Consider the following 12,018-nt stretch of genomic DNA (forward strand, 5'->3'; position numbering starts at 1 on the left):
CGGCGGCGCTGCCTTGGAGGCCTCGGCCATTACCCCACCACCACCCGCCACCCCAGCGCTTCCCCGCCACGCAGCGGCTTGAGCTGGGCGTCACCAAACGGGTAGCTCTCGGGGGCAGTCCAGCTTTCGCGGCGCAGGGTGACGGTGCCGCTGTTGCGTGGCAGGCCGTAGAAGGCGGGGCCGTGGAAGCTGGCAAAACCCTCCAGTTTGTCCAGCGCGCCGACGCTGTCGAAGGCTTCGGCGTACAGCTCCAGCGCGGCGTGCGCGGTATAGCAGCCGGCGCAGCCGCTGGCGTGCTCTTTCAGGTGCGCGGGGTGCGGCGCGCTGTCGGTACCGAGGAAGAATTTGCTGCTGCCGCTGGTAGCGGCCTGCAGCAGCGCCTGGCGGTGCGTCTCGCGCTTCAACACCGGCAGACAGTAGTAGTGCGGGCGGATGCCGCCGGTAAAGATGGCGTTGCGGTTGTAGAGCAGGTGGTGCGCGGTCAGCGTGGCGGCGGTGAAGCGGTCGGCCTCCTGCACGTACTGCGCGGCTTCCTTGGTGGTGATGTGCTCGAAAACGATCTTCAGCTCGGGGAAGTCACGGCGCAGCGGGATGAGTTGCTGCTCGATGAACACAGCTTCGCGGTCGAACAGGTCGATGTCGGGGCTGGTGACTTCGCCGTGCACCAGCAGCAGCACGCCGGCTTTTTGCATGGCTTCGAGCGTCTTGTAGGTCTTGCGCAGGTCGGTCACGCCGGCATCGCTGTTGGTGGTGGCGCCGGCGGGGTAGAGCTTGGCGGCGACCACGCCCGCATCCTTGGCCCGGGCAATTTCCTCGGGCGGCAGGTTGTCGGTGAGGTACAGCGCCATCAAGGGCTCGAACTGCACACCGGCGGGCACGGCGGCGAGGATGCGCACCTTGTAGGCCAGCGCCTGGGCTGCCGTGGTCACGGGCGGGCGCAGGTTGGGCATGATGAGGGCGCGGCCAAACTGCGCGGCGGTGTGCGGCACGACGGTGGCCAGGGCGGCGCCGTCGCGCACGTGCAGGTGCCAGTCGTCGGGGCGGGTGAGGGTGAGGGTGAGGGTATCGAGGGTGGCGGTCATGGGGGGAGATTGTCCCATTGGTATCTATTGCTATTAAAAAAATAGCTGCTCGCGCTTATTCAGCAAGCGCTACAGGCCAAAAAGCCTATGAAAAAAGGCGCCCGCAGGCGCCTTGGATGCCAGGCCCGGGGGCGGGCCAGGGTTGCAGGTTCAGTGCTGCAGGATTTTGTTGAGGAAGTCCTTGGTGCGCGGCTGGCGCGCCTCGGGGTTGCCGAAGAATTCTTCCTTCGAGCAGTCCTCCAAAATCTTGCCGCCCACGTCCATGAAGATGACGCGGTTGCTCACGCGCTTGGCAAAGCCCATTTCGTGCGTCACGCACATCATGGTCATGCCTTCGTTGGCCAGGCCGACCATGACGTCGAGCACCTCGCCCACCATCTCGGGGTCGAGCGCGCTGGTGGGCTCGTCGAACAGCATGACGATGGGGTCCATGGACAGGGCGCGCGCAATCGCCACGCGCTGCTGCTGGCCGCCCGAGAGCTGGCCGGGGAACTTGTCCTTGTGCGCCGACAGGCCGACGCGGTCGAGCATCTTCAGGCCGCGCACTTTGGCGTCCTGGGGGTTGCGCCCGAGCACCTTGATCTGCGCAATGGTGAGGTTTTCCGTCACCGACAGGTGCGGGAACAGCTCGAAGTGCTGGAACACCATGCCGACGCACGAACGCAGCTTGGGCAGGTTGGTGGCGCGGTCGTGGATGGCGGTGCCATCGACCCAGATCTCGCCCTGCTGGATGGGTTCGAGCGCGTTGATGGTCTTGATGAGCGTGGACTTGCCCGAGCCCGAGGGGCCACAGACCACCACCACCTCACCTTTTTGGATGTTGGTCGAGCAGCCGTTGAGCACCTGGAAGCTGCCGTACCACTTGGAGACGTTTTTGAGTTCGATCATGGAAATTCCTTTGGCAAGGCTTCAGCGGATGATGGCAATCTTCTGGTGCAGGCGCTTGACGCTCCACGACAGCGCGTAGCACATGACGAAGTAGGTCGCAGCTGCGGCCAGGTAGGACTCGATCGGGCGACCATAGTTTTTGCCGGCGATCTCAAAGCCCTTGAGCATGTCGTAGGCGCCAATGGCGTACACCAGCGAGGTGTCCTGGAACAAGATGATGGTCTGCGTCAGCAGCACCGGCAGCATGTTGCGAAACGCCTGCGGCAAGATCACCAGCTGCATGTTCTGGCCGTAGCTCATGCCCAGCGCCTGGCCGGCAAATACCTGGCCGCGCGGGATGGACTGGATACCGGCGCGCATGATTTCGCTGAAGTACGCGGCCTCGAAGGCAATGAAGGTGATGATGGCCGACATCTCGGCGCGGTGCTCGCGTCCAAACTCGCCAAACAGCGCGTAAAACGATGCCGGCATGAGCAGGAAGAACCACAAAATCACCATCAGCAGCGGAATCGAGCGCATCCCGTTGACGTAGATGGTGGCCGGCACATCCAGCCATTTTTTGCCCGACAAACGCATCATGGCCAGCACCGTGCCCAGGGCAATGCCGCCTGCCGTGGCCACCACGGTCAGGAAAACACTGAAATACAGGCCCTTGAGCACGAACTGGGTGTATAGCTCCCAGGAGAAAAACGACCAGTCGAGGTTGAGGTTCATATCAATGCCCTCCCCCGCCCGCAGCGATCAGGCCGGGCACGCGCACCGACTTTTCCACCCAGGCCATGATGCGGTTGATGGCAAAGGCCGACACCACGTACAGCCCCGTCACCGCCAGATAAACCTCGACGCCACGCGCGGTTTCTTCCTGCGCCTGCATGGCAAACATGGTCAGCTCGGCCACCGAGACGGCAAAGGCCACCGACGAGTTCTTGAAGATGTTCATGGTCTCGCTCGTCAGCGGCGGGATGATGATGCGAAACGCCATGGGCAGCAGCACGTAGCGGTAGGTTTGGAACGTGGTAAAGCCCATCGCCATGCCGGCGTAGCGCTGACCACGCGGCAGCGCCAGCACGCCCGAGCGCACTTGTTCGGCAATGCGCGCCGAGGTAAAAAAACCCAGCGCAAACACCACCAGCACAAAGCCCGGCAGCGATTTCATCGCGGGCACCAGCGTCGGAATGACGTGGTACCACAGAAAAATATGTACCAGCAGCGGTATGTTGCGAAAGTATTCCACCCAGGCATTGCCCAGACGCACGGCCCAAGGGCTGTTGGGCAGGGTGCGCAGCGTGCCGATGATGGCGCCCACCACCAGCGCAATGGCCAGCGAGAGCAGTGAAACCGATACCGTCCAGCCCCAGGCCGACAGCAGCCAGTCCAGGTAAGTGATCTCGCCGCCCTTGCCAAAGCAGCTCGCGCCCACTTCCTGGGTAATGGTGTCCTGGCAGAACACCTGCCAATCCCAGCTCATAGGAACACCTCGTTCTTTCTGAAAAACCACGCCACGCAGCGCTGCCGCGCAACAAAAAAGCCCCTTCCGGCATTCCTGGCGGAAGGGGCCAAGCCTTGCACCAATGCCTTACTTGACTTCGTAAGACTCCATCGGCTTGTCGTTGGGGTGTTCCCAGGCTTCTTTGGTCGCGGCCGACAGCGGCAGGCCGACCTTGACGTTGGCCGGCGGGATGGGCTGCATGAACCAGCGGTCGTAGAGCTTGGCCAGCGAGCCATCCTTGATCTGGCGCACGATGGAGTCATCGACCGCCTTCTTGAAGGCCGGGTCGTCCTTGCGCAACATGCAGGCGATGGGTTCGACCGACAGCACCTCGCCGACGACCTTGAAGTCGCTCGGCGTCTTGGACTTGGAAATGTTGGCAGCCAGGATGGAGCCGTCCATGATGAAGGCGTCGGCACGGCCGGTTTCGAGCATCAGGAAGCTGTCGGCATGGTCCTTGCCCATCACTTCCTTGAACGTCAGGCCATCAGCACGCTTGTTCTTGCGCAGGGTCTGCACCGAGGTTGTGCCCGTGGTGGTGACGATGGTCTTGCCGTTCAGGTCCTTGATGCCGGTGATGCCCGACTTGGCGTTGACGGCAATGCGCACTTCTTCCACGTAGGTGGTGTAGGCAAAGGCCACTTCCTTCTGGCGCGCCATGTTGTTGGTGGTCGAGCCGCATTCAAGATCGACCGTGCCGTTGGTCACCAGCGGGATACGGTTTTGCGACGTCACGGGCTGGTACTTGACGTCCAGCTTGGACAGGCCCAGTTGCTTTTCCACATCGCCGGCGATGCGCTCGGCCATTTCGGTGTGAAAGCCGACGTATTTGCCGTTGCCCAGGGTATAGCCCAGGCCCGAAGATTCGCGTACCCCCAGCGTGATGGCGCCCGTGGATTTGATCTTGGCCAGAGTGTCATTGGCCTGCGCCAGTGCGCCCGTGGCGGCCAACGTGGTAATGGCCAGGGCCAGCAGTTGCTTCTTCATGCTTATCTCCTTATGGGTGAAGCGGGACAAAAATCAAAGCCGCCAGCGCCCGAGTTCGGTGCTGGCAGTCATCACATTCATGGCTGCGGGTATAGCCTTAAAACGGCAGCTGGTCGGTAGGGTGTTTCCAGAAGTCGCGCAGCAAATGGCTCGGCGGCAGGTTCAGCGCGCGCTTGTGCGGCGGGATGGGCTGCTGGAACCAGCGGTCGTACATGGTGTTGATCTCATGGCTGGAGATCAGGCGACGCATTTCATCGTCCACCACTTTTTTGAAAGCGGCGTCGTTCTTGGACAGCATGATGGCCAGGGCTTCGATGGAAAGGGCACGTCCCACCACCTTCAGCGCCTTGGGATCGGAGCGGCTGGCGGCCAGGCTGTAGAGCAGGACTTCATCCATGGCGAAGGCTTCAGCCTCGCCCTTTTCCACCATCTCGACGGCACGGGCATGGTCCGGGGCTTCGACGATGGTGATACCCATCAAGCGCTCGCTATTGGCATCGCGTGCCGCCTTGAGCGGGGCCGAACCAGTGGTGGAAACCAGCTTTTTGCCGGCCAGGTCTTCCATCTTCATCACTGGGCTGTTGGCACGCACCAACAGGCGCGAACCAGTGATGAAGTGCGGAATGGTGAACGCAACCTTCTGGCGACGCTCGGCGTTGTTGGTGGTCGAACCGCACTCCAGATCGGCACGGCCCTGGGTGATGGCGTCCATGCGCGACTCGGACGTTACGGCCAGGTACGACACCGGCACTTCCTTCACGCCCGTTTTCTTGCGCACCGCTTCGACGATGCCCTGGCACAAGTCCATGGCGTAGCCGATGGGCTTGCCGCCTTCAACGTAGGAAAACGGCACCGAACTGTCGCGGTACGCCAGCACCATCTTGCCGCCGGCAGCCACGCGTTCGAGCACGCCGTCTGCCGCCGCCATACCAGCCGATAGAGCCAACGCCAGCGCCAAGCCAGCCTGCATTTTTTTCATGACAACACTCCGTAATGAGGTCGGTTATGGGAAACAAACCCGCTGCAACTTCTGACTGCAGCAGGCACCAGAGCACTGCACAGCGACAGGCCCCATCCAAACGACCCCACCACCCAGCAAAGCAGCGCACTGTACGAGCGCTGCCCGGCAAAAGCCAATGCCAATCAAGGGGTCGGATTATGCAAGATATTCATATTAGTATTTACCCTAGACATGGAATTCCAGATGTTTCCAAATGCGTCCAGAGCGCCTGGGCTGCACCCTGGGGCTGCTCCTTGCCCACCGGCTTTTCGCGGTACGCACGCACGTCCATGACGATGCGCAGGCTCTGCAGCTCTGGCGGCGCAGCGCTCACCAGCAGGCCCGCTTCGAGCTCTTTGCGCACCGCGCTATAGGGCAAAAATGCCACCCCATGGCCTTCGAGCGCCATGGCCTTGAGGCCCTCGGCCATGTCGGTTTCGTACACCCGGTCGAGGTGGATCGGGCTGCCCGCCTGCTTGAGGATCAAATCCGTCAGCCGCCCCAGGTAGGCACCGGGCGCATAGCCCAGATAGGGCAGCGGCTCGGTGGCGACGCCGGGCAGGCGAAACAGCGGCTGACCCTGGGCGTCGGGCTTGGCGTAGGGCGACAGCGCCTCCTCGCCCAGGCTGACCATCTCGTAGCGCTCGGGGTCGAGCTGGATGGGCTGCGAGGGGTGGTGGTAGGCGATCAGCAGATCGCAGCCGCCTTCGACCAGGCGCATCACCGCATCGTGCACGTTGAGCGCGATCAGGCGGCTTTTGAAGGGCCCGAACTGCGCGTGCAGCTGCGACACCCAGGCCGGGAAAAAGGTAAAGGCCAGGGTGTGCGGCACGGCAAACGAGACCAGCTCCTTGCCCGCGCTGGTGTGCGCGCGCAGCATGGCGCGGGTGTTGTGCAGGCCCTGCAGCATCTCCAGCGCCTGGTCGTACAGCGTCTTGCCCGCCGGCGTCAGGCGCGTGGGGTAGGAGCTGCGATCGACCAGATCGGTGCCCGCCCACCCTTCGAGCGCCTGAATGCGGCGCGAAAAAGCCGGCTGGGTGACGTGGCGCAGCTGCGCCGAACGGCTAAAGCTGCGCGTTTCAGCCAGGCTGACGAAATCTTCTAACCATTTGGTTTCCATAGCGCGGCATTATCCGTCCGCGCACTGCGGCTGCAGCCCGGGAGTTACGCGGGCACCCAAGAGGCTTGAAAACATGGCCAAAGCACTATAAAAATCATAGCTGCTTGCGCTTTATAGATAAGCCCTACAGGCCTATTCAATCCTCCATACAGACGCCACGACACCGGATGGATAAGTGTTTCACGCTGTAGCCCCGGCCCGGCAGCTGCAGTAAATTCGCCCATCTCACTGTCTGGCTGCGCCGCCCACTGCCTTCATGCCCTACCCCCTGCTTGCCGCTTTGCTGTGGTGTCTTGCCTGCCTGGCCGCGAGCTTGGGGCTGGTGCAACACGACCAGCAGCGTTGGCAGCAGGGGCAGCGCCAGCAGCTGCAAGCGCTGCTGCAGCCGCGCGCGGCGGCGCTGGAGCAGGCTCTGGACAGCATCGCAGCCCAAAACCAGGCACTGGCGGTGGCGCTGGCGCAAGAGCCGCACATGTCGCCGCACCGGCTCGGCCAGCTGGCCGCACAGGCCATAGCGCAAGAGCCGCGCATTCTGAGCGTGGTGCTGATGCGCCAGCTCAAGGCGCAATACGTCTATCCCGAGGTCGGCAACGAAGCCCTGCTGGGCCTCAATTACGGCCTGCGGCCCGAATTTTTACGCAGCATCGAGCGCGCCGAGCGCAGCCGCCGCACCGTTTTCAACGCACCCGTGCGTATGCCGCAAAGCGGGCACACCGGGGTCGTGGCACGCACCGCCATCTTCATCGGCGCCCCCAGCCCAGCGGACGATCAACCCGCGCCGGCCTGGGGGCAGGTGTCGATGGCAGCAGCGCTCGAACCCTTGCTGCAATCGGTGGGGCTGCGCGATGGCGCCATCGGAGCGCATCTGGCCCTGCGCAGCACATCGACCGGCGGCACCAACGAGCCGCTGTGGGGCGACCCCAGCACCTTCGAGCACCCCCACGCCAGCGCCCAGGTGCATCTGCCCGACGGCCACTGGGAACTTGCTGCCGCCCCGGCCTACAGCGCTTATCCGCTGGCCCGCGCCGCTGGCATTGGCAGCGCCGCCCTGGTGTTGGCGCTGCTGCCCCTGCTGCTGTGGTGGCGCCACCAGCGCCGCCTGGGCGCAGCCAGTGCCTGGGCTGCGTCGCAGCCCTCCACCCATATCCTGCCTCTGTCCAGCACGGCCAGCGCATCGGGCACATCCGGATCACGCCGACCACGCCGGCGCCTGCCGCTGCGCTTTTTGCTGCTGCTGGCCCTGGCCTTGCCCGTGCCGCTGCTGGTGGGGCTCGCCGGTTGGCTATCGCTGCAAACCTCGATGCGCGCGGCGCGCACGCTCGAACAAGGCCAGGCGCAGGAGGTTGCGCTGCGCGTGCGCGACAAGGTCAGCGCCTTCATGGACGTGCCGCGCCAGATGGTGACCTACAACACCGAGCAGTTTCGCTCCGGCCTGCTGCAGCTGGACGCGCCGCAGCAGCTGCAGCACCAGTTCTTGCTGCAGCTGCGCTACCAGCCCTGGCTGACCTTTTTGTCGGTCGGTACCAAAGACGGCGCGTACTACAGCGCCAGCCGCCCGCCGCTGGGGCAAGACCGCGCCCTGCGCCTGGTGCACAACACCGCTGCACCGCACGGCACGATACAGATTCAGCGCGTGAACGACGACTACCAGCCCATAGGTCTGGCGCAGCAGGGCAATGCCGACTTCGACCCCCGCCGCCGACCCTGGTACCAGGCCGCCATCACGGCCAACAGCATCCGCTGGTACCCCACGTACCGCTACGCCATCCACGATCCGGATGGCCTGTACGACACCCTGGGCCTGGGCATGAGCAGCCCGCTGTACAACAGCCGCCACGAGTTTTTGGGCGTACTCACTGCCGACGTCGCCCTGTCGCAGCTGAGCGAATTTCTGCACGCCCAAATCACGCCACTGGGGGGCTTCGCCTTCGTCACCGAGGGCAGCGGCGAGCTGCTGGCCAGCTCAGACAACATCCCGCTGTACCGCCTGCAAAGCGGGCGCGTGCAGCGCCTGCGCCCCGAGCACAGCAGCAGCGCCGCCATCCGCCAGGCCGCCTTGCTGCTGCAAGCGCCCCAGCAGCCAGAAGGCCCCAGCCAGGCGGGCATCACGGTCGATACCGAGCCCTACCTGACCCACCGGCAAACCCTGCAGCTGCCCAACGGGCCGACGCTGCACATCGTCATCGGCCTGCCGCAGCACCACTTTGACGGCCCCAGCCGCGACATGCTGCGCAATATGCTGCTGCTGACCCTGTTTTTCTGGGCCCTGGCCATGGTGCTGGTGTGGTGGCTGGCCCAGCGCCTGGCGCAGCCCTTGGCCACGCTCAGCCACTGGGCGAGCCAGCTGGCAGAAGGCCAGTGGCATATTGCGCCGCCCCTGCCCAGCCCGGTGCGCGAGATAGCCACCTTGAGCCGCGCCCTCGCCCGCATGGCCCGGCGCCTGCGCCGGCACACGCTGGAGCTGGAGCTGCGCGTGGCCGAGCGCACCACCGCCCTGGCAGCGGCCAACCAGCAGCTCGCCGCCCTGGCCGCCACCGACGGCCTGACCGGCCTGGCCAATCGGCGCCAGTTCGACCAGCACCTGGCCGATGAAATCGCCCGCAGCCAGCGCAGCGGCGCGCCCCTGGCTCTGCTGCTGCTCGATGTCGATCACTTCAAAGCCTACAACGACCACTACGGCCACCAGGAGGGCGACCGGGCGCTGCAAAGCGTCGCCCACCTGCTGCAAAGCTATGCCCGCCGCCCTGGCGACCTGGCCGCGCGCTACGGCGGCGAGGAATTTGCCCTCATCGCCACCGACAGCGACACCCACAGCGCCCAAGCCCTGGGCCAGCACCTGTGCCAACAGCTGGCCACCCTGGCATTGCCGCACGCCAACGCCCCCTCGGGGCGGCTGGGCGTGAGCATAGGCATCGCCTGCCTGGCCCCAGGGCAAAGCCTGAACCCGGCGCAGCTGCTGCAGCAGGCCGACGCCGCCCTGTACCAGGCCAAAGCCCGGGGACGCAACCAGGTGGTGCAGGCCTCTGGCTCGGTCTGATTACTATAAAAATGATAGCTGCTAGCGCTTACCAGACAAGCGCTAGAGGCACTTTTTATGCAGAATTTTGCTGCAACGCCCACATGCTGGCGTAGCGCCCGCCAGCGGCCAGCAGGGCGGCGTGGCTGCCGCGCTCGACGATGCGCCCGGCCTCCAGCACCAGAATCTCGTGCGCATCGACCACCGTGGACAGGCGGTGCGCAATCACCAGCGCCGTCTTGCCCTGGGCCACGGCGCGCAGCTCGGCCTGGATGGCGCGTTCGTTGGCCGAGTCGAGCGCGCTCGTGGCCTCATCAAAAATCAGCAGCGGCGGGTTCTTGAGCAGCGTGCGGGCAATCGCCACGCGCTGCTTCTCGCCGCCGCTGAGTTTGAGGCCGCGCTCGCCAACCATGGTGTCGTAGCCCTTGGGCTGGGCGGCGATGAAGTCGTGGATGTGCGCCGCGCGCGCCGCCTGCTCCACCTCTGCCTGGCTGGCATCCGGGCGCCCGTAGGCGATGTTGTAGGCCACGGTGTCGTTGAACAGCACCGTGTCCTGCGGCACGATGCCGATGGCGCGGCGCAGGCTCTGCTGCGTCACGCTGCGGATGTCCTGCCCGGCGATGGTGATGCGGCCCTGCTGGATGTCGTAGAAGCGGTACAGCAGGCGGCTCAAAGTGCTCTTGCCCGCGCCCGAGGGGCCGACCACGGCCACCGTCTTGCCCGCCGGGATCTCAAAGCTCAGGCCCTGCAAAATGGGCCGCGCCGGGTCGTAGGCGAAATGCACGTCCTCAAAGCGCACCGTGGGGGCAGCCAGCCCCGCCAGAGTGCTCGCACCGGGGGCGTCGGCCACCTCCTGCGCCTTGTCCATGAGGGTGAACATCTTGTCCAGGTCGGTCAGGTTCTGCTTGATCTCGCGGTAGATCACGCCCAGGAAGTTGAGCGGGATGTAGATCTGCAGCATGAAGGCGTTGACCATGACCAGGTCGCCAATCGTCATGTGGCCGGCGGCCACGCCCTCGGTGGCGCGCCAGAGCATGGCCACCAGGCCGATGGCGATGATGAGCTGCTGCCCGCCGTTGAGCAGCGCCAGCGTGCTGCGCGCCTTGAGCTGGGCGCGGCGCAGCTGCTCCAGGCTCTGGTCGTAGCGGCGCGCCTCGAAGGCTTCGTTGTTGAAGTATTTGACGGTTTCGTAGTTCAGCAGCGAGTCGATGGCCTTGCTGTGCGCGGCCGAGTCGAACTGGTTGGCCTGGCGCCGGAACTGGATGCGCCACTCCGTCACCCGCACGGTGTAGGCGATGTACAGCCCCAGCGCCGTGAGCGTGATGGCGGCAAACCACCAGTCAAAGCGGTCGGCCAGGATGAACAGCACCAGCAGCACCTCGACCAGCGTGGCGGCGAGGTTGAAGAGCGCAAACGACACCATGGACTCGATGCCGCGCACGCCGCGCTCGATATCGCGCGTCATGCCGCCGGTCTGGCGCTCCAGGTGAAAGCGCAGCGACAGCCGGTGCAGGTGCTCGAAGGTTTGCAGCGCAATGGCGCGCGCCGCGCCATGCGTGGCCTTGGCAAAGACCAGCTCGCGCAGCTCGTTGAACACGGAGTTCGCCAGGCGCAGCAGGCCATAGGCCAGCAGCAGGCCGGCGGGTACGACCAGCAACGCCGGCACGCCGCCCGCCGGCGGCGTCATGGCATCGACCAGTTGCTTGAGCAAGAGCGGCACGCCCACGTTGGCCAGCTTGGCGCCCACCATGAAGGCAATGGCCGCCAGCACGCGGCCCTTGTACTGCCACAGATAGGGCATGAGCCGCGCCAGCGTGGCGCGGTCGGAGCGGGTGCGGGGGGATTCGGGCAGGGGGGCTTCGCCAACACGGCGCATGGCAGGCAATCCAGAACAGAAAGCGGCGATTGTGCCCAGCAACGCCGCCGCCTGCTGCGCGCCGCCCCCGCGCGCGGCTACGAGACGATGTAGGCGGCGGCCCCGGTGGCGAGGATTTCGCCCTCGGCGCTCAAGAACTCCATGCGCGTGCTGGCCACGCGCGAGCCCAGGCGCAGCACCTGCGCGCGCAGGCCGAAGGCGGCGCCAATCGCCGGGCGCAGGTAGTCCACGCGCAGGTCGATGGTGCCGAGCTTGGCAAAGCGCAGCAGGCGCTGCAGCGGGGTTTCGTCCATGTGGCGCGCGCCAATGGCGGCCATCACCGCCAGGCCGCCCATGGAGTCGAGCCCGGCGCTGATGACGCCGCCGTGCATCCGGTTGTAGGCGTAATGCCCCACCAAGTCCGGGCGCATGGCGATGCGCGCCGTCACGCAGTCGCTCTCCAGGCGCTCGATGGTGATGCCCAGCAGCTTGTTGAAGACGATCTTGTCTTCAAAAATGTCCTTGATGCCGGCGATGAACTCGGGCTCGAACACCACCGCCTGCGGCGCACGCGGGCCCAT

The 12,018-nt window shown here is 65.1% G+C and carries 10 protein-coding genes; 1 reads left to right on the top strand and 9 read right to left on the bottom strand.

Annotated features, from left to right (window positions below; genetic code table 11):
- Positions 1-29: 29 nt before the first annotated feature.
- The 7 genes from pyrC to G7045_RS11555 all read right to left on the bottom strand — a co-directional run bounded on the left by pyrC (position 30) and on the right by G7045_RS11555 (position 6,566).
- Entirely contained in the window at positions 30-1,082 is a 1,053-nt protein-coding gene (pyrC, locus tag G7045_RS11525; RefSeq protein ID WP_166159772.1) for a dihydroorotase, read from the bottom strand.
- 150 nt (positions 1,083-1,232) lie between these two features.
- On the bottom strand, positions 1,233-1,970 hold the full coding sequence (locus G7045_RS11530) for an amino acid ABC transporter ATP-binding protein (protein ID WP_166159773.1): 738 nt from the start codon (positions 1,968-1,970) through the stop codon (positions 1,233-1,235).
- A gap of 21 nt (positions 1,971-1,991) precedes the next feature.
- A complete protein-coding gene (locus G7045_RS11535; protein ID WP_166159774.1) occupies positions 1,992-2,684 on the bottom strand; it encodes an amino acid ABC transporter permease in 693 nt (230 codons plus the stop codon).
- A gap of 1 nt (position 2,685) precedes the next feature.
- Positions 2,686-3,438, bottom strand: coding sequence for an amino acid ABC transporter permease (locus G7045_RS11540; protein WP_166159775.1), 753 nt, complete (start codon positions 3,436-3,438; stop codon positions 2,686-2,688).
- A gap of 108 nt (positions 3,439-3,546) precedes the next feature.
- Positions 3,547-4,446, bottom strand: a complete 900-nt coding sequence (locus tag G7045_RS11545) for an amino acid ABC transporter substrate-binding protein (protein ID WP_166159776.1) — start codon at positions 4,444-4,446, stop codon at positions 3,547-3,549.
- 97 nt (positions 4,447-4,543) lie between these two features.
- Positions 4,544-5,425, bottom strand: a complete 882-nt coding sequence (locus tag G7045_RS11550; RefSeq protein ID WP_166159777.1) for an amino acid ABC transporter substrate-binding protein — start codon at positions 5,423-5,425, stop codon at positions 4,544-4,546.
- Between the two features lie 202 nt (positions 5,426-5,627).
- Positions 5,628-6,566, bottom strand: a complete 939-nt coding sequence (locus tag G7045_RS11555; protein ID WP_166159778.1) for a LysR substrate-binding domain-containing protein — start codon at positions 6,564-6,566, stop codon at positions 5,628-5,630.
- A gap of 256 nt (positions 6,567-6,822) precedes the next feature.
- Here G7045_RS11555 and G7045_RS11560 point away from each other — a divergent pair, with 256 nt between their 5' ends.
- Positions 6,823-9,603: a diguanylate cyclase domain-containing protein gene (locus tag G7045_RS11560; RefSeq protein WP_166159779.1), complete on the top strand. Its 2,781-nt coding sequence runs from the start codon at positions 6,823-6,825 to the stop codon at positions 9,601-9,603.
- 55 nt (positions 9,604-9,658) lie between these two features.
- On the opposite strand, the gene G7045_RS11565 is transcribed toward G7045_RS11560, so the two are convergent.
- Together G7045_RS11565 and G7045_RS11570 are read right to left on the bottom strand one after the other, a co-directional pair.
- Complete coding sequence (locus tag G7045_RS11565) at positions 9,659-11,458, bottom strand: ABC transporter ATP-binding protein/permease (RefSeq protein ID WP_166159780.1); 1,800 nt, start codon at positions 11,456-11,458, stop codon at positions 9,659-9,661.
- A gap of 77 nt (positions 11,459-11,535) precedes the next feature.
- Positions 11,536-12,018 (bottom strand): thioesterase family protein, encoded by a 483-nt coding sequence (locus G7045_RS11570; protein ID WP_166159781.1) that lies wholly within the window; start codon positions 12,016-12,018, stop codon positions 11,536-11,538.

Origin of the sequence: Acidovorax sp. HDW3 (genome assembly GCF_011303755.1) — a bacterium.
Classification (GTDB): Bacteria; Pseudomonadota; Gammaproteobacteria; order Burkholderiales; family Burkholderiaceae_C; genus Paenacidovorax.

Coding starts and splice junctions, on each gene's coding strand:
- G7045_RS11555 (WP_166159778.1), bottom strand. CDS start 6,566: ATGGAAACCAAATGGTTAGAAGATTTCGTCAGCCTGGCTGAAACGCGC.
- G7045_RS11535 (WP_166159774.1), bottom strand. CDS start 2,684: ATGAACCTCAACCTCGACTGGTCGTTTTTCTCCTGGGAGCTATACACC.
- G7045_RS11545 (WP_166159776.1), bottom strand. CDS start 4,446: ATGAAGAAGCAACTGCTGGCCCTGGCCATTACCACGTTGGCCGCCACG.
- G7045_RS11570 (WP_166159781.1), bottom strand. CDS start 12,018: ATGGGCCCGCGTGCGCCGCAGGCGGTGGTGTTCGAGCCCGAGTTCATC.
- G7045_RS11540 (WP_166159775.1), bottom strand. CDS start 3,438: ATGAGCTGGGATTGGCAGGTGTTCTGCCAGGACACCATTACCCAGGAA.
- G7045_RS11550 (WP_166159777.1), bottom strand. CDS start 5,425: ATGAAAAAAATGCAGGCTGGCTTGGCGCTGGCGTTGGCTCTATCGGCT.
- pyrC (WP_166159772.1), bottom strand. CDS start 1,082: ATGACCGCCACCCTCGATACCCTCACCCTCACCCTCACCCGCCCCGAC.
- G7045_RS11530 (WP_166159773.1), bottom strand. CDS start 1,970: ATGATCGAACTCAAAAACGTCTCCAAGTGGTACGGCAGCTTCCAGGTG.
- G7045_RS11560 (WP_166159779.1), top strand. CDS start 6,823: ATGCCCTACCCCCTGCTTGCCGCTTTGCTGTGGTGTCTTGCCTGCCTG.
- G7045_RS11565 (WP_166159780.1), bottom strand. CDS start 11,458: ATGCGCCGTGTTGGCGAAGCCCCCCTGCCCGAATCCCCCCGCACCCGC.